Source organism: Pseudomonas sp. NFPP25, assembly GCF_900116505.1.
Taxonomy (GTDB): Bacteria; Pseudomonadota; Gammaproteobacteria; order Pseudomonadales; family Pseudomonadaceae; genus Aquipseudomonas; species Aquipseudomonas protegens.
The window spans coordinates 677,609-699,909 of sequence record NZ_FPBG01000005.1 but is presented as its reverse complement, the minus strand read 5'-3'; the positions used below and the strand labels follow the sequence as shown (position 1 = coordinate 699,909).

Annotated in this window: 19 protein-coding genes; 13 read left to right on the top strand and 6 right to left on the bottom strand. The window is 63.6% G+C overall.

The features are described from left to right. Positions 1-414 precede the first annotated feature (414 nt). Positions 415-1,908, bottom strand: a complete 1,494-nt coding sequence (locus BM382_RS23065; protein WP_011059103.1) for a CoA-acylating methylmalonate-semialdehyde dehydrogenase — start codon at positions 1,906-1,908, stop codon at positions 415-417. A gap of 73 nt (positions 1,909-1,981) precedes the next feature. Further along, a complete protein-coding gene (locus BM382_RS23060; RefSeq protein ID WP_011059102.1) occupies positions 1,982-3,331 on the bottom strand; it encodes an omega-aminotransferase AptA in 1,350 nt (449 codons plus the stop codon). 125 nt (positions 3,332-3,456) lie between these two features. On the opposite strand from BM382_RS23060, the gene BM382_RS23055 reads away from it, so the two are divergent. The 7 genes from BM382_RS23055 to BM382_RS23025 all read left to right on the top strand — a co-directional run bounded on the left by BM382_RS23055 (position 3,457) and on the right by BM382_RS23025 (position 11,388). After that, complete coding sequence (locus tag BM382_RS23055; protein ID WP_011059101.1) at positions 3,457-4,377, top strand: LysR family transcriptional regulator; 921 nt, start codon at positions 3,457-3,459, stop codon at positions 4,375-4,377. A gap of 130 nt (positions 4,378-4,507) precedes the next feature. Continuing rightward, complete coding sequence (locus BM382_RS23050; RefSeq protein WP_011059100.1) at positions 4,508-5,902, top strand: uracil-xanthine permease family protein; 1,395 nt, start codon at positions 4,508-4,510, stop codon at positions 5,900-5,902. A gap of 87 nt (positions 5,903-5,989) precedes the next feature. Further along, complete coding sequence (locus BM382_RS23045; RefSeq protein WP_011059099.1) at positions 5,990-6,658, top strand: TetR/AcrR family transcriptional regulator; 669 nt, start codon at positions 5,990-5,992, stop codon at positions 6,656-6,658. Positions 6,659-6,663: 5 nt separating this feature from the next. After that, positions 6,664-7,245: an IMPACT family protein gene (locus BM382_RS23040; protein ID WP_019092788.1), complete on the top strand. Its 582-nt coding sequence runs from the start codon at positions 6,664-6,666 to the stop codon at positions 7,243-7,245. Positions 7,246-7,778: 533 nt separating this feature from the next. Then, positions 7,779-9,344 carry an ABC transporter ATP-binding protein gene (locus BM382_RS23035; RefSeq protein ID WP_072444013.1) on the top strand — a complete coding sequence of 522 codons (1,566 nt, stop codon included), beginning with the start codon at positions 7,779-7,781 and terminating at the stop codon, positions 9,342-9,344. Positions 9,345-9,355: 11 nt separating this feature from the next. Beyond that, complete coding sequence (locus BM382_RS23030) at positions 9,356-10,462, top strand: ABC transporter permease (protein WP_053156213.1); 1,107 nt, start codon at positions 9,356-9,358, stop codon at positions 10,460-10,462. After that, entirely contained in the window at positions 10,462-11,388 is a 927-nt protein-coding gene (locus tag BM382_RS23025; protein ID WP_072444011.1) for an ABC transporter permease, read from the top strand. The genes BM382_RS23030 and BM382_RS23025 overlap by 1 nt, the downstream gene beginning before the upstream one ends. On the opposite strand, the gene BM382_RS31915 is transcribed toward BM382_RS23025, so the two are convergent. Beyond that, positions 11,385-11,537 carry a hypothetical protein gene (locus tag BM382_RS31915; RefSeq protein ID WP_170866339.1) on the bottom strand — a complete coding sequence of 51 codons (153 nt, stop codon included), beginning with the start codon at positions 11,535-11,537 and terminating at the stop codon, positions 11,385-11,387. The two genes, BM382_RS23025 and BM382_RS31915, sit on opposite strands and share 4 nt — an antisense overlap. 162 nt (positions 11,538-11,699) lie before the next feature. On the opposite strand from BM382_RS31915, the gene BM382_RS23020 reads away from it, so the two are divergent. From BM382_RS23020 to BM382_RS23010, 3 genes are all read left to right on the top strand, one after another. Further along, positions 11,700-12,383: an SDR family oxidoreductase gene (locus tag BM382_RS23020; RefSeq protein WP_011059094.1), complete on the top strand. Its 684-nt coding sequence runs from the start codon at positions 11,700-11,702 to the stop codon at positions 12,381-12,383. 192 nt (positions 12,384-12,575) lie between these two features. Then, positions 12,576-13,934: an 8-oxoguanine deaminase gene (locus tag BM382_RS23015; protein WP_011059093.1), complete on the top strand. Its 1,359-nt coding sequence runs from the start codon at positions 12,576-12,578 to the stop codon at positions 13,932-13,934. Positions 13,935-14,133: 199 nt separating this feature from the next. After that, a complete protein-coding gene (locus tag BM382_RS23010) occupies positions 14,134-15,054 on the top strand; it encodes a formylglycine-generating enzyme family protein (RefSeq protein ID WP_019095709.1) in 921 nt (306 codons plus the stop codon). Here BM382_RS23010 and BM382_RS23005 read toward each other — a convergent pair. Then, a complete protein-coding gene (locus tag BM382_RS23005) occupies positions 15,051-16,139 on the bottom strand; it encodes a calcium:cation antiporter (protein WP_072444009.1) in 1,089 nt (362 codons plus the stop codon). The two genes, BM382_RS23010 and BM382_RS23005, sit on opposite strands and share 4 nt — an antisense overlap. A gap of 324 nt (positions 16,140-16,463) precedes the next feature. Here BM382_RS23005 and BM382_RS23000 point away from each other — a divergent pair, with 324 nt between their 5' ends. The 3 genes from BM382_RS23000 to BM382_RS22990 all read left to right on the top strand — a co-directional run bounded on the left by BM382_RS23000 (position 16,464) and on the right by BM382_RS22990 (position 19,710). After that, the gene (locus tag BM382_RS23000) at positions 16,464-17,546 is read left to right on the top strand and encodes a BMP family ABC transporter substrate-binding protein (RefSeq protein ID WP_011059090.1); all 1,083 of its coding nucleotides are present in this window, start codon (positions 16,464-16,466) and stop codon (positions 17,544-17,546) included. 65 nt (positions 17,547-17,611) lie between these two features. After that, on the top strand, positions 17,612-18,577 hold the full coding sequence (locus tag BM382_RS22995) for a 2-oxoglutarate and iron-dependent oxygenase domain-containing protein (protein WP_072444007.1): 966 nt from the start codon (positions 17,612-17,614) through the stop codon (positions 18,575-18,577). Between the two features lie 179 nt (positions 18,578-18,756). Continuing rightward, positions 18,757-19,710: an adenosine deaminase gene (locus BM382_RS22990; protein WP_011059088.1), complete on the top strand. Its 954-nt coding sequence runs from the start codon at positions 18,757-18,759 to the stop codon at positions 19,708-19,710. Between the two features lie 78 nt (positions 19,711-19,788). Here the strand turns inward: BM382_RS22990 and BM382_RS22985 are convergent, their stop codons facing one another. After that, positions 19,789-21,165 (bottom strand): MFS transporter, encoded by a 1,377-nt coding sequence (locus BM382_RS22985; RefSeq protein WP_072444005.1) that lies wholly within the window; start codon positions 21,163-21,165, stop codon positions 19,789-19,791. Between the two features lie 135 nt (positions 21,166-21,300). Then, complete coding sequence (locus tag BM382_RS22980) at positions 21,301-22,212, bottom strand: LysR family transcriptional regulator (protein WP_065364934.1); 912 nt, start codon at positions 22,210-22,212, stop codon at positions 21,301-21,303. Positions 22,213-22,301: the final 89 nt, after the last annotated feature.

The following is a 22,301-nucleotide window of genomic DNA, read 5'->3' as shown; positions in this document are numbered from 1 at the left end:
CATTTGCTGTCAAGTGATTTTTTTAAGAAGTTTTCAAAGTTTCCTTTTTAACTTCAACCACTTGCGCTTCCGATCTCTCGTTAGCGGGAGGCGAATTCTACAGCGTTACACGCTGCTGTCAACACCTCTTTTCAACCGCTTTCGACCGAGAGGATCGAATCGTTAACAAGGCGAAAACTGACTGCCTTACCAACTGCTTCTGGCTTCGATGAACTGAAGCGTAACCGCTATCGAAAACTGCATAACTCGTTGAATCTCAAGGAGTTTTCCGTTTCGACTGCGCCGGAAGTGGGGCGAATTATAGACCTGTAGAATCTGCCGTCAACAGTTATTTTCATAAATCTGTCATATCGGTCAGAAAAGCCCATAAAAGCAAAGGCCGGCCCCAAGGGGCCGGCCTTTATCGCTTCACTCTTACAGGCTAGGGAAGGCGAACTGCGAGGCTTCGTGGCTGGCGCGTTGCGGCCAGCGCTGGGTGATCGCCTTGCGACGGGTATAGAAACGCACACCATCGGGACCGTAGGCATGCAGGTCACCGAACAGTGAACGCTTCCAGCCACCGAAGCTGTGATAGGCCACAGGTACCGGCAGCGGCACGTTGACGCCCACCATGCCCACTTCGATCTCGTCGCAGAACAGACGTGCCGCTTCACCGTCACGGGTAAAGATGCAGGTACCGTTGCCGTACTCGTGATCGTTGATCAGTTGCATGGCCTCCTCCAGGCTGTTGACCCGGACGATGCACAGCACCGGCCCGAAAATCTCTTCCTTATAGATGCGCATCTGCGGGGTAACGCGGTCGAACAGGCAGCCACCGAGGAAGAAGCCGTCTTCATGACCGGCTACGCTCAAACCACGACCGTCCACCACCAGTTGCGCACCTGCGGCCACGCCGTCTTCTACATAACCACTGACCTTGTCACGCGCCTGGGCGGTAACCAGCGGCCCCATATCCAGGCCACAGGAAGTACCGGCACCAATCTTCAGCGCCTTGATCTGTGGCACCAGCTTGGCCACCAGGGCATCGGCCACCTGGTCGCCCACGCACACGGCTACCGAGATCGCCATGCAACGCTCACCACATGAACCGTAGGCCGCGCCCATCAACGCACTGACGGCGTTATCCAGATCGGCATCCGGCATCAGCACCGCGTGGTTCTTCGCCCCGCCCAGAGCCTGAACGCGCTTGCCGCGCTTGGTGCCTTCGGCATAGATGTACTCGGCAATCGGCGTCGAACCGACAAAACTCAGCGCCTTGACTTCCGGTGCCTCGATCAGCGCGTCCACCGCAGTTTTGTCACCGTGCACCACGTTCAGCACGCCCTTGGGCAGGCCGGCTTCATGCAGCAGCTCGGCAATCAGCAGGGTCGAGCTTGGGTCACGCTCAGAAGGCTTGAGGATGAAGCAGTTGCCACAGGCGATCGCCAGCGGATACATCCACAGCGGCACCATGGCCGGGAAGTTGAACGGGGTAATGCCGGCCACTACGCCCAGCGGCTGGAAGTCGGACCAGGCGTCGATGTTAGGGCCCACGTTACGGCTGTACTCACCCTTGAGGATTTCCGGCGCGGCGCAGGCGTATTCCACGTTCTCGATACCGCGCTTCAATTCGCCAGCAGCATCTTCCAGGGTCTTGCCGTGCTCTTCGCTGATCAGCTTGGCAATACGGGCTTCGTTCTGCTCCAGCAATTGCTTGAAGCGGAACATCACCTGGGCGCGCTTGGCCGGTGGCGTATTGCGCCAGGCCGGGAATGCCGACTTGGCCGAGTCGATGGCTTGCTGGATGGTTTCACGGCTGGCCAGCGGCACTTTATGGATCGCCTGACCGGTGGACGGGTTGAATACGTCGGCGCTGCGACCGTTGTCGCTTACCAGCTCACCGTGGATCAGGTGTTGGATCAGACTCATGCGGGGACTCCTGAAAGAGGGAAAGCGCAGGCGCGAAACACTTCGCGCCTGCTTCTATATAAGAAGGATCGAATCAGTCGAGCTTGCTCAGCACTTCGCCAACCGCGTCGAACAGGCGATCGAGGTCCTGCGGCTTGCTGTTGAAGGTTGGGCCGAACTGCAGGGTGTCGCCGCCGAAGCGCACATAGAAGCCGGCTTTCCACAACGCCATGCCAGCCTCGAACGGACGCACGATGGCATCGCCATCACGGGGTGCAATCTGGATCGCGCCAGCCAGGCCGAAGTTACGGATGTCGATCACGTTCTTCGTGCCCTTGATGCCGTGCAGTGCATTCTCGAAATGCGGGGCAACCTCGGCCACGCTCTGCACCAGGTTTTCCTTCTGCAGCAGGTCCAGTGCCGCCAGGCCCGCAGCGCACGCCACCGGGTGCGCCGAGTAGGTGTAGCCGTGGGGGAATTCCACCGCGTACTCGGGTGTCGCCTGGTTCATGAAGGTCTGATAGATCTCGGAGCTGGCAATCACCGCGCCCATGGGGATCGCGCCGTTGGTGACCTGCTTGGCCACGCACATCAGATCCGGCGTCACGCCGAAGCTGTCAGCGCCGAACATGGCACCGGTACGGCCGAAGCCGGTGATCACTTCGTCGAACACCAGCAGGATGTTGTGCTGGTCGCAGATTTCCCGCAGGCGCTTGAGGTAACCCTGTGGCGGCACCAGCACACCAGCGGAGCCGGCCAGAGGCTCGACGAAGACCGCGGCAATGTTGGAAGCGTCATGCAGTTCGATCAGTTTCAGCAGCTCATCGGCCAGAGCGATACCGCCCTGCTCCGGCATGCCACGGGAATAAGCGTTGCTGGCCAGCAGGGTATGGGGCAGGTGATCGACATCCATCATCGCCTGGCCGAACAACTTGCGGTTGCCGTTGACGCCACCGAGGCTGGTGCCGGCGATATTCACCCCGTGGTAGCCACGGGCACGGCCGATCATCTTGGTCTTGGTCGACTGGCCTTTCAGGCGCCAGTAGGCGCGCACCATCTTCACTGCGGTATCGGCGCATTCGGAGCCGGAGTCAGTGAAGAACACGTGGTTCAGGTTGCCCGGGGTCAGGTCGGTGATCTTCTCGGCCAGCTGGAACGACAGCGGGTGGCCGTATTGGAAGCCTGGGGAATAGTCCAGGGTGCCCAACTGCTTGGCGACCGCTTCCTGGATCTCCTTGCGCGAGTGACCGGCACCGCAGGTCCACAGACCGGACAGCGAGTCATAGATCTTGCGGCCCTTGTCGTCCACCAGCCAGCTGCCTTCGGCGCCGACGATCAGGCGCGGGTCGCGCTGGAAGTTGCGGTTGGCGGTGTAGGGCATCCAGTGAGCGTCGAGCTTGAGCTGGCTGGCCAGGGACTGAGGGGCGGTTTCCGGCATGTTCATGAGCAAAACCTCGCAAGGCAATGAAGCGGCGTAGGAATGAAAAGCGTTGTTGCAGCTAAGTTGCCACGGCTATAAAGTCGGTGAAATCCAACTTTAATAACCTTCAGTCTGGCATCCACTAAACTATGAGCAGCCGTCGAGCCGACCCGCTGGCGCAAGTCAGCGACTTTGATATCCGCCTGCTGCGGATCTTTCGCAGCGTGGTGGAGTGCGGTGGTTTCTCCGCCGCGGAAACCGTGCTCGGCATCGGCCGCTCGGCCATCAGCCAGCAGATGAGCGACCTGGAACAACGGGTCGGCCTGCGCCTGTGCCAGCGCGGGCGCGCCGGGTTCTCTCTGACCGAGGAGGGCCGCGAGGTCTATCAGTCGACCCTGCAGCTGCTCAGTGCCCTGGAAAGCTTCCGTACCGAGGTCAACGGCCTGCACCGCCACCTGCGCGGCGAATTGATCATCGGCCTCACAGACAACCTGGTGACCCTGCCCCACATGCGCATCACCCACGCCCTGGCGCAATTGAAGGAGCGTGGCCCGGACGTGCAGATCCAGATCCGCATGATCGCCCCCAACGAAGTCGAGCAAGGGGTGCTCGACGGCCGCCTGCATGTCGGCGTGGTGCCCCAGGCCAGTGCCCTGCCCGGCCTGGAATACCAGCCGCTGTATGACGAACGCTCGCTGCTGTACTGCGCAGTGGGTCACCCGCTGTTCTATGTGGATGACCGGCAACTGGACGACCAGCGCCTCAACGACCAGGACGCCATCGCCCCGACCTTTCGCCTGCCGGCCGAGATCCAGGCCCACTACCAGGCGCTGAATTGCACCGCCAGCGCATCCGATCGGGAAGGCATGGCCTTCCTGATTCTCACCGGCCGCTACATCGGCTACCTGCCGGACCACTACGCCAGCCTCTGGGTGCAGCAGGGCCGGTTGCGTGCCCTCAAGCCCAAGTCACGCTTCTACGACCTGAGCCTGGCATCGGTCACGCGCAAGGGTCGGCGCCCTCATTTGGTGCTCGAAAGCTTTCTGGAAAGCCTGGCGGCAACCCGCTAGAGCGTCTCCACTCACCAGCAAGGCCCCGTATTCAAAGGCCCGCACCGCAAAGCAGACAAAATAACCTGAGCACCTGGACAGCTTTTTGCAAAGACCTCGGCACCTTGAACCCCAGCCCGAGCTCCACGCCATGCAGCCAGATGCTTCCCGCCCCAGCGAACTGATCTACGGCCTCGACGACCGCCCGCAACCCCTGCCCGCGCTGCTGGCGGCCCTGCAGCATGTGCTGGCCAGCTTTGTCGGCATCATCACCCCACCACTGGTGATTGGTTCGGCCCTGGGCCTTTCGACGCACCTGCCGTACCTGATCAGCATGGCGCTGATGGTCTCCGGGGTCGGCACCTTTATCCAGGCCCGGCGCCCCTGGGGCATCGGGGCCGGCATGATCTGCCTGCAAGGCACCAGCTTCGCCTTCCTCGGTGCCGTACTGTCGGCGGGGTTCCTGGTCAAGCAACGGGGTGGCAGCCCGGAAGACATCCTGGCGATGATCTTCGGCGTGTGTTTCTTCGGCGCGCTGGTGCAGATCGTCCTCAGCCGCTTTATCGGGCGACTGCGCCGGGTGATCACCCCGTTGGTGACCGGCATCGTCATTACCCTGATCGGCATCAGCCTGATCAAGGTCGGCATCACCGACCTGGGCGGCGGCTTCAATGCCGCGGACTTCGGCGCCCCGGGCAATCTCGGCCTGGGCCTGCTGGTGCTGCTGACCATCATTCTGCTCAACCGCAGCAACACCCCGTGGGTGCGCCTCAGCGCCATCATCATCGGCCTGGCCCTGGGCAGCCTGGCGGCCTGGTTCAGCGGCAAGCTGGTGCCCCAGCCGCTGCCGGACCTGCCGTTGATCAGCCTGCCCCTGCCCTTCAGGTACGGCTTCAGTTTCGACTGGAGCGCCTTTATTCCCGTAGCCCTGATCTACCTGATCAGCACCCTGGAAACCGTGGGAGATCTGACCGCCAACTGCATGCTGGCGCGCCAGCCCATTAGCGGCCCTTCCTATATAAGCCGGCTCAAGGGCGGGGTCCTGGGGGACGGCGTCAGTTGCATGATCGCCGCCACCTTCAGCGCCTTCCCCAACACCACCTTCGCCCAGAACAACGGGGTGATTCAGTTGACCGGTGTGGCCAGCCGCTTCGTCGGCCTGTACATCGGCCTGATCCTGTTCTGCCTGGGCCTGTTCCCGCTGATCGGCGCGCTGCTGCAACAGATCCCCAAGCCGGTACTCGGCGGTGCCACCCTGGTGATGTTTGGCAGCGTCGCCGCAGCCGGGGTACGGATCCTCGCCCAGGCCCCGCTGGACCGGCGCAGCATGCTGATCATCGCCACTTCGTTCGGCGTCGGCCTGGGCATCGCCGCGCAACCGAACCTGCTGCACCTGCTGCCCAAGGTGGTGCAGAACCTGTTCGATTCGGCGATCACCAGCGGCGGCCTCACCGCCTTGCTGATGAGCCTGCTATTGCCGGAAAGCAAGGGCGCGGCGAATGACGCAAATCCGATTCCGGAAAACGACACCCTAAAGGCCCACTGAGGCTTTTGTAGCGCCAAGGCTTGTCTGATCCACGTGGGTGCGCTATCAACGCACAGGTTGCACCCACAGACTTGCTCGGAAACCTCCATGACCTTTGAAGTCCCCGCCCACAGCGCTCCTCACCCCGGCAAACCCGCCAGCCGCATTCGGCAGAAGAATGAAGAGGCCATCCTCCAGGCCGCCGAGGACGAGTTCGCCCGTCACGGTTTCAAAGGCACCAGCATGAACACCATCGCGCAGAAGGCCGGCCTGCCCAAAGCCAACCTGCACTACTACTTCACCAACAAGCTGGGGCTGTACATCGCGGTGCTGAGCAACATCCTCGAACTCTGGGACAGCACCTTCAACACCCTCACCGCCGAAGATGATCCGGCCGAAGCCCTGACCCGCTACATCCGCGCCAAGATGGAATTCTCCCGCCGCCAGCCGCAAGCCTCGCGGATCTTCGCCATGGAGATCATCAGCGGTGGCGAGTGCCTGAGCGAGTATTTCAGCCAGGACTACCGCGCCTGGTTCCAGGGCCGCGCCGCGGTGTTCCAGGCCTGGATCGACGCCGGCAAGATGGACCCGGTAGACCCGGTGCACCTGATCTTCCTGCTGTGGGGCAGCACCCAGCACTATGCCGATTTCGCCACCCAGATCTGCCGCGTCACCGGGCGCACCCGGCTGACCAAGCAGGACATGGAAGACGCCGGCAACAACCTGATCCGCATCATCCTCAAAGGCTGTGGCCTGACACCTGCACTGAAAGACTGACCCCCATGCCCTTTACCCTGGCCGGCCTTTGCGAATACCGCGAGGAAATTCGCAAAAGCCGCTTCATCACCTTTGCCGCGCCCATCAGCAGCGCGGCCGAGGCCCAAGCCTTCATCCAGCAGTACAGCGACCTCAACGCTTCGCATAACTGCTGGGCGTGGAAACTCGCCGACCAGTACCGCAGCAACGACGACGGTGAACCCGGCGGCACCGCCGGGCGACCGATCCTCGCGGCCATCGAGGCCCAGGACTGCGACCAGGTGGCGGTGCTGGTGATCCGCTGGTACGGCGGCATCCAGCTGGGCACCGGCGGCCTGGCCCGAGCCTATGGCGGCGGCGCCAACAAGTGCCTGCAAGGCGCCGAGCGCATCGCCCTGGTCAACCGCGTACCGCTGCGTTGCGCCTGCAGCTTCAGCGAACTGGCACTGGTCAAGCTGCGGGTTGCCGAACTGGGTGGGCTGCTGGTCCAGGAAGACTTCACCGCCAACGGCGTAGAGCTGCAACTGGCCCTGGGCGAAGAGCAGATCGATACCCTGCAGCAACAGCTGGCGGACCTCAGCCGCGGGCGCATCCTTTTGCAGCGCTGAAGGCACCAACCCGGCCCGGACCACCTTGTGCATAACCCGCAAGGGCCCCGGGCACTTGCCCACATCTACTGTGCACCCGACTGTGGATAAGCTGAGCACATAGCGCTGTAACCCTTCTGCAACGTGGCTTTGCGGGCTTTGTTCATTTTTTGTCCAAAGCGCCCCCAGGAAGCTTTTTTCCACAGCGAAACAGCCACTTAAGCCGGTTTATCGCAGTTCACGGGCAAGCCAGTGGTGCTGATGCCCAAGCGCCGCTCTTGCACACAATTACTGTGGAGCAAGCTGTGGATAACCCGTGCAAGGCTGCTCCAGCCCCTGATTGCGCAGGGTCTGCAGGCAACTGATCATTTTCTGCGCAACGGCCTGGGGACAAAAACAGCGCCTTTTCAAACACCTTGCCCCGAAGTGGTGCCAGGACCCTGGTCCTGTCAGCCAGGCAGGATGCCGCCCGGGAGCGCTTCACCGGCTTTCCTGACCCACTGGCCAGGAAATTGCTTTATCCACAGGCACAACTCCCAGAAGCCGAGCCTGTCATGTCCAATCACCCTGCACCCAGCAGCCAGGCACCACGCCTGCAACTGCGCCGGATCAGCAAACGCTATCCCGGCTGCCTGGCCAACGACGCCATCGACCTGAACATCGCTGCGGGTGAAATCCATGCGTTGCTGGGCGAAAACGGCGCCGGCAAAAGCACCTTGATGAAGATCATCTACGGGGTGGTCCAGGCCGATTCGGGGGAACTGCTCTGGCAAGGACAGCGCCAGCTCATCGACAACCCGGCCCAGGCACGCAGCCTGGGGATCGGCATGGTGTTCCAGCATTTCTCGCTGTTCGAAACCCTCAGCGTGGCGCAGAACATTGCCCTTGCCATGGGCGCCGGCACCGGTACGCCGAGCCAGCTGGAAGGCAGAATCCGCGAGGTTTCCCAGCGTTACGGCATGGCCCTCGAACCCCAGCGCCTGGTGCACAGCCTGTCCATCGGCGAACGCCAGCGGGTGGAAATCGTCCGCTGCCTGATGCAGGACATCCGCCTGCTGATCCTCGACGAGCCGACCTCGGTCCTGACCCCGCAGGAGGCCGACGACCTGTTCGTCACCCTGCGCCGGCTGGCCGACGAAGGCTGCAGCATCCTGTTCATCAGCCACAAGCTCGCCGAGGTGCGCGCCCTGTGCCACAGCGCCACGGTGCTGCGCGCGGGCCGGGTGGCCGGGCACTGCAGGCCGGCGCAGTGCTCGGATCGCGAGCTGGCGCGGCTGATGGTGGGGGACGCGGCGGCGATGATCACCGACTACCCGAAAGCCCGCGGCACGAACGACTTCCTGCGCCTGGACAACCTCAGCTGGGACAACCCCGATCCTTTCGGCTGCTCACTGAAGAACATCGACCTGCGCCTGCGCAGCGGCGAGATCGTCGGCATCGCCGGAGTCGCCGGCAATGGCCAGGACGAACTGCTGGCCCTGCTCAGCGGTGAACAGCGCCTGCCCCGTGGCGAAGCCGAACGTATCTGTTTCGCCGGCCAGGGGGTGGCTCATCTGTATCCCGACGCCCGACGCCTGCGCGGCCTGGCTTTCGTTCCCGCCGAACGCCTGGGCCACGGCGCGGTGCCGGAACTGAGCCTGGAGGACAACGCCCTGCTCAGCGCCTTTCAACAGGGCCTGGTGCGCCACGGGCTGATCCAGCGACGCAAGGTGCGGGAACTGGCCGAGCGCATCATCCAGCGTTTCGGGGTCAAGAGCGCCGGTTCCCAGAGCCCGGCCCGCAGCCTGTCCGGCGGCAACCTGCAGAAATTCATCCTGGGCCGCGAGATTCTCCAGCAGCCTCGCCTGCTGATCGCCGCGCACCCGACCTGGGGCGTGGATGTAGGGGCCGCCGCCACTATCCACCGGGCACTGATCGCCTTGCGCGATGCCGGCGCGGCGATCCTGGTGATCTCCGAAGACCTGGACGAGCTGTTCCAGATCAGCGACCGCCTCGCGGCCCTGTGCGCTGGACGCCTATCGCCCCTCAAGGCCTGCGCCGACACCTCGCTGGTGGAGGTTGGCGGCTGGATGGCCGGCCACGCCGATTCCCTGAACTCACCCGCTGCCCTGGCGATTTAACGGAGCTGTCCATGCTGCTTTCACTCGAACCCCGTGGCCGCCAGTCGCGGCTGATGCTCTGGTGCTCGCCACTGCTGGCGGCGCTGCTGACCCTGGGCTGCGGTTCCCTGCTGTTCATGACCCTGGGGCATGACCCCTGGCTGACCTTGCACACCCTGCTGATCGCCCCGGTCAGCGACTTGTATGGTGTGTCCGAACTGCTGGTCAAGGCGCTACCTATCCTGCTCTGTGCCCTGGGCCTGGCGGTGGCCTACCAGGCGCGGGTGTGGAACATCGGCGCCGAGGGCCAATTGCTGCTCGGGGCCCTGGTCGGCAGCGCCCTGGCGGTCAATCTCATCGAACTGCAAAGCCGCTGGGCGCTGGTGCTGATCCTGCTTGCCGGAACCCTGGCCGGGGCTGCCTGGGCCGGGCTCACCGCCTGGTTGCGCACCCGCTTCAACGCCAATGAAATCCTCACCAGCATCATGCTCAACTACATCGCCCTGAACCTGTTGTTGTACTGCGTGCATGGCCCGTTGAAGGACCCCGCCGGGTTCAACTTTCCCGAGTCGGCGATGTTCGGCGACGCCAGCCGCCTGCCGCTGCTGATGGAAGACGGCCGGGTCCACGCCGGGGTGTACTTCGCCCTGCTGGCCCTGGTGGCGGTCTGGGTGCTGCTGCAGAAAAGCTTTGTCGGCTTCCAGATCAGGGTGCTCGGCCTGGACCAGCGTGCCGCCGGCTTCGTCGGCTTTCGCCAGAAGCGCCTGGTCTGGCTGGCGCTGTTGACCAGCGGTGCGCTGGCAGGGCTGGCCGGGGTCTGCGAAGTCGCCGGCCCCATCGGCCAACTGGTGCCCCAGGTGTCTCCCGGCTACGGCTACGCGGCCATTACCGTGGCTTTTCTCGGCCGCCTGAACCCCATCGGCATTGTGTTTTCCAGCCTGCTGATGGCGTTGCTATACATCGGTGGCGAGAGCGCGCAGATGAGCCTCAACCTGCCCCAGGCCATCACCCAGCTGTTCCAGGGAATGATGCTGTTCTTCCTCCTGGCCAGCGACGTGCTGATTCTCTATCGCCCGCGCCTGAACCTGCGTTGGATGCGCCGCAACGCCAGCGCCACTGCTACCGCCGGAGCCCTGTGATGGATATCGATCTGCTGAGCAATATTCTCTACGCCATGGTCCGCTGCGGCACCCCCCTGCTGCTGGTGGCCCTGGGGGAACTGATCTGTGAAAAGAGCGGCGTCCTCAACCTGGGGCAGGAAGGCATGATGCTGTTCGGCGCGGTGATAGGTTTTATCGTCGCCCTCAACAGCGGCCATTTGTGGCTCGGGGTGCTGCTGGCGATGGCCGCCGGAATGCTGCTGGCGGCGCTGTTCGCCCTGGTGGCCCTGGTGTTCACCGCCAACCAGGTGGCTACCGGGCTGGCGCTGACGATCTTCGGGGTCGGCCTGTCGAGCTTTGTCGGCGCGGCCTGGGTCGGCAAGCCCCTGGCCGGCTTCGAACCGCTGGCGCTGCCGCTGCTGAGCGAAATCCCGCTGATCGGCCGCATGCTGTTCGCCCAGGATTTGCTGGTGTACCTGTCCTTCACCCTGTTCGCCCTGGTGGCCTGGGTGGTGCTCAAAAGCCGGGTCGGGCTGATCATTCAGGCTGTCGGCGAGAACCCCGACGCCGCCAGCGCCATGGGGCTTCCGGTGTTGCGGGTGCGCGCGCTCGCGGTGCTGTTCGGCGGCGCCATGGCGGGGCTGGCCGGGGCCTACCTGTCCCTGGCCTATACCCCGATGTGGGCCGAGAACATGAGCGCCGGACGCGGCTGGATCGCCCTGGCGCTGGTGGTGTTCGCCAGCTGGCGGGTGTGGCGGCTGCTACTCGGCGCCTACCTGTTCGGCCTGGCGAGCATCCTGCACCTGGTGGCCCAGGGCCTGGGCCTGGCGATTCCTTCCAACCTGCTGGCGATGCTGCCCTATGCCGCGACCATCCTGGTGCTGGTGCTGCTATCCCGGGATGCCTTGCGCACCCGGCTGTATGCACCGGTGTCCCTCGGCCAGCCGTGGCAGTCGGGACACTAGATGGCTGCCGGGGCCTTACCGACAGCCGCTCGCACCGGCAGCAACTGGGCCACGCACCAGGCCAGCTCGAAGAACAGGATCACCCCGATCAATGCCGTGGCTGCGTGGGCCAGGGCGTGGTCCACATAGATGTCGCTCCATCGATTCAAGGAGCGCGCAGGCCAAAGCCTGGAGTATGCTTCAGGGTCAGCCCTTTCGAGCCCCATGCTTGCACATCGGAGAACCGGGCCAGTTGCGCCCCGTGCTGCAACTGCGACTGGGGCAAGCCTGTCCATTGAATCCGTGATCCTCATTTATCAAGGAACCTCATCATGTCCACGGCAAAAACCGCACTGATCATCGGCGCCTCCCGGGGCCTGGGCCTCGGCCTGGTCCAGCGCCTGCTGGAAGACGGCTGGCAGGTCACCGCCACCGTGCGCAACCCGCACAAGGCCGAGGCGCTGCAAGCCCTGGGCAAGGTGCAGATCGAGCAACTGGACATGGACGATCAGCAAGCGGTGATCGCCCTGAGCCAGAAGCTCAAGGACCAGGTGTTCGACCTGCTGTTCGTCAACGCCGGGGTCAAGGGCCCGGACAACCAGTTGCCGGGGCAGGCGACCCTGGCCGAAGTCGGCCAGCTGTTCTTCACCAACGCCGTGGCGCCGATCAACCTGGCCCAGCGCTTCGTCGGGCAGATCCGCAAGGACAGCGGCGTGCTGGCGTTCATGAGTTCGGTGCTGGGCAGCGTGACCATGCCCGACGCGCCGGAGCTGGCCCTGTACAAGGCCAGCAAGGCCGCGCTGAACTCCATGACCAACAGCTTCGTGACCCAGTTGGGGCAGAAGCTCACCGTGCTTTCGCTGCACCCGGGCTGGGTGAAGACCGACATGGGCGGCGAAGGCGCCGATATCGATGTGCAGACCAGCACCCGCGGGCTGATCGCCCAGGTCAATGCCTACACCGGCAAGGGCGGTCATCACTTCGTCAACTACAAAGGCGAAACCATCCCCTGGTAAGGCCGCGGCTGCCCCGGGCAGCCCTTGCACAGGCCAGCGAAGGCTCTGGAACGGGGGGCAAAATGCAAGTTTTGTCCCCCGGCAAATCTTTCGCTAGACTGCGCACCTCGCCCCTTGCGGCGACCCTGGATCAGCAGACAGGGCATCACTGAGCTGGCTAACCTGAACCCACTTTCAGAGGAGCCGGCAACCATGCCTGCGATCCGTACCTGGTTAAAAAATCCCCTGGCCATCTTCACCGGCAATGCCCTCGACGCCCGTGGCGGCCTGGTGCTGCAAGACGGCCTGATCGTTGAAGTGCTGGGCCTCGGCCAGCAACCTGCAAGCCCCTGCCAGCAGGTCTTCGATGCCCGCGAGCACGTGCTGCTGCCGGGCCTGATCAACACCCACCATCACTTCTATCAAACCCTGACCCGCGCCTGGGCGCCGGTGGTCAACCAGCCGCTGTTTCCCTGGCTCAAGACCCTGTACCCGGTCTGGGCCCGGCTGACCCCGGAAAAGCTCGCCCTGGCGACCAAAGTGGCACTGGCCGAACTGCTGCTCTCCGGCTGCACCACCGCCGCCGACCATCACTATCTGTTCCCGGACGGCCTGGAAAACGCCATCGACGTGCAAGTCGAAACCGTGCGTGAACTGGGCATGCGCGCCATGCTCACCCGCGGCTCGATGAGCCTTGGCGAAAAGGACGGCGGCCTGCCACCGCAACAGACCGTGCAGGAAGGCCAGGTGATTCTCGACGACAGTCAGCGCCTGATCCAGCAGTACCACGAGCGTGGCGACGGTGCGCAGATCCAGATCGCCCTGGCACCGTGCTCGCCGTTCTCGGTGACCCCGGAAATCATGTCGGCCAGCGCCGAACTGGCCAACGGGCTCGATGTGCGCCTGCACACTCACCTGGCCGAGACCCTCGACGAAGAAGACTTCTGCCTGCAGCGTTTCGGCCTGCGCACGGTGGATTATCTGGACAGCGTCGGCTGGCTCGGTCCGCGCACCTGGCTGGCCCACGGCATCCACTTCAACCCGGATGAGATCGCCCGCCTCGGCCAGGCCGGTACCGGCATCTGCCATTGCCCGAGTTCGAACATGCGCCTGGCGTCCGGCATCTGCCCCAGCATCGAGCTAACCGATGCAGGGGCGCTGTTCGGCTTGGGCGTGGACGGTTCGGCGTCCAATGACGCCTCGAACATGATCCTCGAAGCGCGTCAGGCGCTGTACATCCAGCGCCTGCGTTACGGGGCCGAAAAGATCACCCCGGAGCGTGTACTGGGCTGGGCGACCCAGGGGTCGGCAAGCCTGTTGGGCCGTACCGACATCGGCGAACTGGCGGTAGGCAAGCAGGCAGACCTGGCGTTGTTCAAGCTCGATGAACTGCGTTTCTCGGGTAGCCATGATCCGGTTTCAGCGCTGCTGTTGTGCGCCGCGGATCGAGCGGACCGGGTCATGATTGGCGGCAAGTGGCGGGTGATTGATGGCCAGGTCGAAGGGCTGGATCTGAAAAACCTGATCGCCGATCACAGCCAGGCGGCCCGGCAACTGATCGCCGGCACCTGATCTTTGGCGCCCACGGCGAGGGAGCGTATCCCTCGCCTGTGCGTTGAACGGTATCAGAGGGAGGAAACATGTTAGTTTGCCGCCCTCATCCGAACCGTTATAGGGACATTACGTGAAACAAAAGCACGGACTGGCGCTCTGCGTCGCGCTGCTGATTTCGGGCTGTGGGAAACAGGAGGTTGCAGGCCCCGCCAGCAAAGTGCTGTCACCTGAAAAAGTTGCAGACATTGCTTCGACCATCAGCCGCAGATACCCGGACCTGTCCCCGCAAGTCCGCGATGCGGTGCTCAACACCGTCGTGCGTTCGATGGACAACATGGTGCTGATTGAAGGGGGCGAATTCCAGATGGGGGATTTCGGCTGGCCCCGTGGCTTCGACCCACAGGCCTTGTGCCAATGGCCCTGTGGCGTGGACCCGGCAAACATGGAACGGATCAGCCTCGACATCGATGACGACTTCGTTCACCCGGTCAAGTTGAGCAGCTACTACCTGTCCTCGCTGCAAACCACCTTGGGCGATTTCGATCTGTTCTTCCTGGCGCAAGGCCGGCCGCAATTCGACGCGGCACTGCGCAACCGCGCCGACATGAAACACCTCTACCAGGAAAACCTGCCCGCCCCGGCGTCTCGAAAATGGCAAGAGGCCAAGGATTACTGTGGCTGGCTGGCAGACCTCAGCGGCTATGCCGTGGATCTTCCGACCGAGGCCCAATGGGAATATGCGGCGCGCAACCGTGGCCAGCCGGTGATGTTCGCGACCGACAACGGCAATCTGGACTATGGCCGCAACTTTCCGGCGCCTGACGACAACGAAACCTTCGCCGTGGACAGGTTTGTGCCTAACCCGCTGGGCCTCTACAACCTCACCGGCAATGCCAGTGAATGGGTCAACGACTGGTACGACAAACACTACTACCGCGAATCTCCCGTGGAGAACCCGCAAGGGCCTGAAACAGGCATTTATCGAGCGCAACGGGGCGCCAACAACAAGTTTGCCAACGACCCGACCTTTTCTCCTTCGGCCAGCACCGTCCGCCGTTGGCGTTGGGGCGCACTCGCGGCCTGGAATGCCCCCGGGGTCAGCTTTCGCTGCGCTATCCAGTCGGCGCAACCCCTTTAAAGACCGAGCAGCGACAGCATGATGAAGGTCGCAAACAGCACGAAGTGAGTCATGCCTTCTATGGCATTGGTTTCACCGTCGTTGAGGTTGATCGCGCTGACGATCAGGGTGATGAACACCATCACCGTCTGCACCGGGGTCATGGCCATCTGGAAGGGCTGGCCGGTGTACAAGGCCATGGCCTCCATCACCGGCACCGTGAGGATCACCGTCGACAGGGAAGCGCCCAGGGCCACGTTGACCACCGACTGCATGCGGTTGGCCAGGGCGGCGCGCAGGGCGGTCAGGATTTCCGGCGCGGCGGAAATCGCCGCCACCAGGATCGCCGTGATCACCGGCGGTGCGCCCGTGCCTTCCAGGCCCAGGTCCAGGGTCTTGGACATCACCTCGGCCAGGGCGCCGATTACCACCACCCCGAACACCAGGATGCCGATGCTCCAGGCCAGGTTGATGGCATGGGGCTGTTCCTGGACCTCTTTATTGCGGCGTTTTTCCGGGTAGCTGTAGCTGAAGAAATAGCTGTGCGGCCCGACCTGCATGCGCAGGAACAGGGTATAGAGCACCACCATGGCGCCGATGGTGAAGGCCGAGTAGACCTTCCAGTCGGCCTCGGGGATGAACTCCGGCACCACCATCGACACGCCCATGGCGGTGAGGATCATCACGCTGTAGGTACGCGCCGAGTCGTCGTTGTAGGGCTGCTCGCCATGCTTGATGCCGCCCATCAGTGCGGCCAGGCCGAGGATGCCGTTGATGTCCAGCATCACCGCCGAGTAGATGGTGTCGCGCACCAGGGTCGGCGAGGCTTCGTTGCTCATCATGATCGCCAGGATCACCACTTCCACCAGCACCGCGGCCAGGGTCAGGATCATGGTGCCGTAGGGGTCGCCGACCTTTTCCGCCAGCAGTTCAGCGTGGTGGGCGACGCGCATCGAAGCCATGACGATAAAGCCGATCAGCACCAGCCCGGCGCTCAGGGCGATGCCCTGGCCACTGCCCAGCAACAGGTGTTCAAGCGGATAGGCAGCCACGGCGGCCAGCAGCGCAAGCAGTAGAAACTTTTCTTGCTTGAGGGAATTGAGCATTGCAGTCCTTTGACGGGAATAAAAACGAGTACAGGAGATGACTGAAAGACTGCACCAAGTCACTAACGTTTCGTTACATGTTAGTGCACCAGCCCCAGGCGCCGCGCACCGGGTTGGTTCTTGAAAAGCCCTTCGCCGGCAAGCAGCCTCCTGCATTCCAGCCCCGTAGAAGCTGGCTTGCCAGCGAAAAGCGCGCCCCAAAGCCCCCGTAGAAACCGCCTCGCCGGCGCAACGGCCATCTTTGTTGTCCTGTTGGTCAGCTATTTGCATTGCCCTCCAGTGCTTGCCGCCCCAGCCCCCCACAACAAGATGGAGCTCCCATTCATGCATACACGCCCGTTGCACAAGTTGCTCTGCACCCTGGCCGCCGCCATCGGCCTGAGTGCCAGCCTTACCGCCAGCGCCGCCGATCCGCTGAAGGTCGGTTTCGTCTACATCGGCCCCATAGGCGATCACGGCTGGACCTATCAGCATGAACAGGGGCGCAAGGCCCTGGTGGAAAAATTCGGCGACCAGATCAAGACCAACTACGTGGAGAACGTAGCCGAAGGCGCCGACGCCGAGCGGGTGATCCGCAACATGGCCAAGGACAACTACGACCTGATCTTCACCACCTCCTTCGGCTACATGAACCCCACGCTGAAGGTTGCCAGGCAGTTCCCCAAGGTGACCTTCGAACACGCCACCGGCTACAAGCAGGACAAGAACCTCGGCACCTACCTGGCGCGCACCTACGAGGGCCGCTATGTGGGTGGTTTCCTCGCGGCGAAGATGACCAAGAGCAAGAAGATCGGCTACGTCGCCTCCTTCCCCATTCCGGAGGTGATCCGCGACATCAACGCCATCCAGCTGGCCTTGAACAAATACAACCCGGGCACCGAGATCAAGGTGGTGTGGGTCAACTCCTGGTTCGATCCGGGCAAGGAAGCCGACGCCGCCAATGCCCTGATCGATCAGGGCGCCGACGTGATCTTCCAGCACACCGACAGCCCGGCGCCGATCCAGGCCGCGGAACGGCGTGGCGTGTACGCGGTGGGCTATGCCTCGGACATGGCCCACTTCGGCCCCAAGGCGGTGCTGACCTCCATCGTCAACAACTGGGGCCCGCACTACATCCAGGCCACCCAGGGGGTGATGGACCACAGTTGGAAACCCCAGGACTACTGGGGTGGGCTGAAAGAGGGTACGGTTGAACTGCCCCTCAGCGACCTGCTGCCGGCCCCGGTGAAAACCGAGGCCGAACAGATCATCGCCAGCATCAAGAGCGGCGAGTTCCACCCGTTCACCGGCCCGATCAAGGACCAGGCCGGGGTCGAAAAAATCGCCGCGGGGGTCAGCGCCAGCAATGCCGAACTGGCCTCGATGAACTACTACGTCGAAGGCCTGAAGGCGGACATCCCCAAATAATCTGGCCGTCGCTGTCGGAGCATCCGCCAGCGACGACGGACCGCCAACAGGATGGGAGCACTTTCATGAATCAACTGCCGATCATCGATATCAGCCCGCTGTATCAGGATGAGCAGCAAGGCTGGGACAGTGTCGCCAAGCAGATCGACCGCGCCTGTCGCGAATGGGGCTTCTTCTACATCAAGGGTCACCCGATCAGCGCACAACGCATCGAGCAATTGCTGAGCACGGCCAAGCAGTTCTTCGCCCTGCCCAGTGTTGAAAAACTCAAGATCGATATCACCCAGAGCCGTCACCATCGCGGCTACGGCGCCATCGCCACCGAGCAGCTGGACCCAAGCAAGCCCAGCGACCTCAAGGAAACCTTCGACATGGGCCTGCACCTGCCGGCCGAGCACCCGGACGTGCTGGCGGAAAAACCCCTGCGCGGGCCCAACCGCCACCCTGACCTGCCCGGCTGGCAAGCCCTGATGGAGCAGCACTACCAGGACATGCAGGCCCTGGCCCAGACCCTGCTGCGGGCCATGACCCTGGCCCTGGGCATCGAACGTGATTTCTTCGACCGCCGCTTCCAGGACCCGGTGAGCGTGCTGCGGATGATCCACTATCCGCCGCGCCACACCGCCAGCAGCGCAGAGCAGCAAGGCGCCGGCGCCCACACCGACTACGGCTGCATCACCCTGCTCTACCAGGACGCCGCTGGCGGCTTGCAGGTGCGCAACGTCAAGGGCCAGTGGATCGACGCCCCGCCCATCGACGGCAGCTTCGTGGTCAACCTCGGCGACATGATGGCGCGCTGGAGCAACGACCGTTACCTGTCGACCCCGCACCGGGTCATCAGCCCGCTGGGGGTGGACCGCTACTCGATGCCGTTCTTCGCCGAGCCGCACCCGGATACCCGCATCGAATGCCTGCCCGGCTGCCAGGACGCGGAGCACCCGGCCAAGTACCCGGTGACCACCTGCGCCCAATTCCTGCTCTCGCGCTTTGCCGATACCTACGCCTACCGCCGGGAGCTGGAGCAGGCCTGACCGCCCCCCCGGTCAGGTTTTGCCGAACATTTGCGCCGCCAGATGTAGAATGGCGGCTTTTTCGGGCCCGGTGAAAACCTGGCGAAAGCCGCAAGCCACAGCCAGTTCCCCACAGAAGGGCACGGCCCCGGCAGCGCATCACTCTCGCAGCGCCCGCCTGCACCTGATGAGACGACACCATGTATGACTGGCTGAACGCCTTGCCCAAGGCCGAGTTGCACCTGCACCTGGAAGGTTCCCTGGAACCGGAACTGCTGTTCGCCCTGGCCGAACGCAACAAGATCGCCCTGCCCTGGAGCGACGTCGAGACCCTGCGCAAGGCCTACGCCTTCAACAACCTGCAGGAATTCCTCGACCTGTACTACCAGGGCGCCGACGTGCTGCGCACCTCCCAGGACTTCTACGACCTGACCTGGGCCTACCTGCTGCGCTGCAAAGAACAGAACGTGATCCACACCGAACCCTTCTTCGACCCGCAGACCCACACCGACCGTGGCGTGCCGTTCGAAGTGGTGCTCAACGGCATCGCCAGCGCACTCAAAGATGGCGAGCAGCAACTGGGCATCACCAGCGGCCTGATCCTCAGTTTCCTGCGCCACTTGAGCGAAGAAGAGGCGCAGAAGACCCTCGACCAGGCGCTGCCGTTTCGCGATGCATTCGTCGCCGTGGGCCTGGACAGTTCGGAAATGGGCCACCCGCCGAGCAAGTTCCAGCGGGTATTCGACCGCGCGCGCAGCGAAGGCTTCCTGACCGTCGCCCACGCCGGTGAAGAAGGCCCGCCGGAGTACATCTGGGAAGCCCTGGACCTGTTGAAGATCCAGCGCATCGACCACGGTGTACGTGCCTTCGAAGACGAGCGGCTGATGCAGCGGATCATCGACGAGCAGATCCCGCTGACTGTGTGCCCGCTGTCCAACACCAAGCTCTGCGTGTTCGACCACATGTCCCAGCACAACATCCTGCAAATGCTCGAGCGCGGGGTGAAGGTCACGGTCAACTCCGATGACCCGGCCTACTTCGGCGGCTACGTCACCGAGAACTTCCACGCCCTGCACACCGACCTGGGCATGACCCAGGACCAGGCCCGGCGCCTGGCGCAGAACAGCCTGGATGCACGGCTGGTCAAGCCGTAACGGCCTTCGCCGGCCAGCCGGCTCCTACACGAATCTGTAGGAGCCGGCTGGCCGGCGAACAGGTCCCCCCCGTCTCTATCAGCTCCCCGCCTCGCTCAACTCCTCCAGGGTCTTGCCCCGGGTTTCCATCCCGAACAGCCAGACCACCCCCGCGGCAATCACGAAGCACGCCGCCCCCAGGGCGAATACGCCGCCCTGCCCGGTCAACGGAAACACCAGCCCGGTCACCAGCGGCCCCAACAGCGAACCGATGCGCCCCACCGCCGAAGCGAACCCCGAGCCCGTGGCCCGGGCCGACGTCGGGTACAACTCGGGGGTATAGGTGTAGAGCACCGCCCACATGCCGAACAGGAAGAACTGCATCAGCAGCCCGGTGCCGATCAGCAGGCTGACGTTGCCGCCAAAGACCGCACTCTGCCCGTAGAAGAAGGCCATGACCCCGCCGCCGAGCAAGGTCACGATGCACACCGGCTTGCGCCCCCAGCGCTCCACCAGCCAGGCCGCCATGAGGAACCCGGGAATCCCGCCCAGGGAAATCAGCACCGTGTAGTACACCGACTGGGTCACCGCGAAACCGGACTGCTGGAGCAAGGCGCTGAGCCAGGACGTCAGGCCGTAGAAGCCCAGCAGGGCGAAGAACCACAGGCTCCAGATCATCATCGTGCGCTGGCGATAGAGCGGCGACCAGATCTGCTTCAGTGCCGAGAAAAAGTGCCCCGGCGCACTGTCGATACGCGGCAGGCGCAGCGGATCCGGCAATTGCGCTGTGCCCAGGGAAGCGCGCACCTTGTCTTCGATGCCACACAGCACCCGATTCGCATCGGCGTGGCGCCCGGCCTGTTCCAGCCAGCGCGGTGACTCGGGAATGAAGAAGCGGATCACCAGCACGAACACCGCCGGTACTGCCAGCACCAGGAAGATGTCACGCCAGCCGATCAGCGGCAGGAGGAAATACGAGAGCACCCCCGCGGCGACGAAACCCAGGGGCCAGAAGCCGTCCATCAGGGCGATGTAGCGCCCGCGACGCTGGGCCGGAATCATCTCCGAGAGCATCGACTGGGCGATGGGAAACTCCATGCCCATGCCGATCCCCAGCAGCACCCGGAACAGGGTCAGGCTGTCCACGCTCTGGGCGGTGGAACACAGGTAACTGGCCACGCCCCAGAGCACGATGCTCCACTGGAACACCGGCTTGCGCCCATAGCGGTCGGCAAGCATGCCCGACAGCGAGGCGCCCAGCACCATGCCGAAGAAACTGGAGCTGGCCAGCAGGCCGGCCTGGGCCGAACTCAGGCCAAACTCGGTTTTGATCGAGCCGAGGAGGAAAGTCATCATCGCCAGGTCCATAGAGTCGAAGAAAAACGCCAGGGCGATGATGATGAAGATCACCCGGTGATAACCGCTGATGGGTAGCCGTTCCAGGCGCTCTGCGGCGCTGTATTCCTGTATGCCCATGCCCGTTCCCCCGGTTGAATGCTTGACCGCCCGAGTGTGCGGGATCGAGGCCGGGGCTGATTGCCGAGGGCGACCTGTTCGCGTCCACCAGCGACGCCGAGGGCACGGTGCCCAGGCTCGCCGGCAAGCCGGCTCCTATCGCGGGCGTTGCGCGCTGATCTGCGCGCAACGCTCCTGGAGCAGGTCACGCAGTAGTTTCACCGGTTTGCTCAGGTGCGCCCGGTGGGTGCACAGCAGGTTCAGCGACGCGCCTTCGCAGCGCAGTTCCGGCAGCAGTATCTGCAGGCGGCCGGCCAGCACATCGGCGGCCACATCCAGCCAGGACTTGTAGGCAATCCCCTCACCGGCCACGGCCCAGCGCCGCACCACATCGGCGTCGTCGCTCAGGCGGTCACCACTGACGGTGAGGCTCACCTCGCGCTTGCCGTCATGAAAGCTCCAGAGGTCATGAGCCCGGCTGTCGAGCATGTACAACAGGCAGTTGTGCTGGGCCAGTTGCTCCAGCTGGCGCGGCTCGCCGTAGCGGACCAGATAACTGGGGGCGGCGCACAGCACCCGGCGGTTGTCCGGAGCCACTGGCAGCGCCACCAGGCTGGAGTCCTCCGGTTCGCCGTAACGCAGGGCAATGTCCACCGGCTGGCGGAACAGGTCGGCAATCCGGTCCCCCAGCAGCAGGCGCACGCTGAGCTTGGGATGTTCACGCTGGAACTCGTCGAGCCAGGGCAACAGCAGATTGCGGCCAAAATCCGAAGGGGCAGAAAGCTGCAACACGCCACTGACCTGATCCTGACCGCTGGCCAGCAGGCGCCGGCCTTCATCCAGGTTGCTCAAGGCCGCCCGGGCGTATTCGAGAAAGCCCTCGCCCTCGGCGGTGAGCCGCAGGCTGCGGGTGGAACGGGCCAGCAGCCGTGCGCCCAGGTGTTCCTCGATGCGCTTGAGGGCAGCGCTGGCCACCGCCGGCGACAGGTCCATGACCCGGGCCGCCGCCGACAGGCTGCCCAGGTCTGCGGCACGCACGAACAACTGCAGGTCATCGAATCGCAGCATGAGGTCTTCCTGGATTATCAAAAAAATATTGAAAGAGCCTGCTCTTTTAGCCGGTTTTATCCTCGGGAGAAATAGCCAATCATCCCTTC

Coding starts and splice junctions, on each gene's coding strand:
- BM382_RS23065 (WP_011059103.1), bottom strand. CDS start 1,908: ATGAGTCTGATCCAACACCTGATCCACGGTGAGCTGGTAAGCGACAAC.
- BM382_RS23060 (WP_011059102.1), bottom strand. CDS start 3,331: ATGAACATGCCGGAAACCGCCCCTCAGTCCCTGGCCAGCCAGCTCAAG.
- BM382_RS23055 (WP_011059101.1), top strand. CDS start 3,457: ATGAGCAGCCGTCGAGCCGACCCGCTGGCGCAAGTCAGCGACTTTGAT.
- BM382_RS23050 (WP_011059100.1), top strand. CDS start 4,508: ATGCAGCCAGATGCTTCCCGCCCCAGCGAACTGATCTACGGCCTCGAC.
- BM382_RS23045 (WP_011059099.1), top strand. CDS start 5,990: ATGACCTTTGAAGTCCCCGCCCACAGCGCTCCTCACCCCGGCAAACCC.
- BM382_RS23040 (WP_019092788.1), top strand. CDS start 6,664: ATGCCCTTTACCCTGGCCGGCCTTTGCGAATACCGCGAGGAAATTCGC.
- BM382_RS23035 (WP_072444013.1), top strand. CDS start 7,779: ATGTCCAATCACCCTGCACCCAGCAGCCAGGCACCACGCCTGCAACTG.
- BM382_RS23030 (WP_053156213.1), top strand. CDS start 9,356: ATGCTGCTTTCACTCGAACCCCGTGGCCGCCAGTCGCGGCTGATGCTC.
- BM382_RS23025 (WP_072444011.1), top strand. CDS start 10,462: ATGGATATCGATCTGCTGAGCAATATTCTCTACGCCATGGTCCGCTGC.
- BM382_RS23020 (WP_011059094.1), top strand. CDS start 11,700: ATGTCCACGGCAAAAACCGCACTGATCATCGGCGCCTCCCGGGGCCTG.
- BM382_RS23015 (WP_011059093.1), top strand. CDS start 12,576: ATGCCTGCGATCCGTACCTGGTTAAAAAATCCCCTGGCCATCTTCACC.
- BM382_RS23005 (WP_072444009.1), bottom strand. CDS start 16,139: ATGCTCAATTCCCTCAAGCAAGAAAAGTTTCTACTGCTTGCGCTGCTG.
- BM382_RS23000 (WP_011059090.1), top strand. CDS start 16,464: ATGCATACACGCCCGTTGCACAAGTTGCTCTGCACCCTGGCCGCCGCC.
- BM382_RS22995 (WP_072444007.1), top strand. CDS start 17,612: ATGAATCAACTGCCGATCATCGATATCAGCCCGCTGTATCAGGATGAG.
- BM382_RS22990 (WP_011059088.1), top strand. CDS start 18,757: ATGTATGACTGGCTGAACGCCTTGCCCAAGGCCGAGTTGCACCTGCAC.
- BM382_RS22985 (WP_072444005.1), bottom strand. CDS start 21,165: ATGGGCATACAGGAATACAGCGCCGCAGAGCGCCTGGAACGGCTACCC.
- BM382_RS22980 (WP_065364934.1), bottom strand. CDS start 22,212: ATGCTGCGATTCGATGACCTGCAGTTGTTCGTGCGTGCCGCAGACCTG.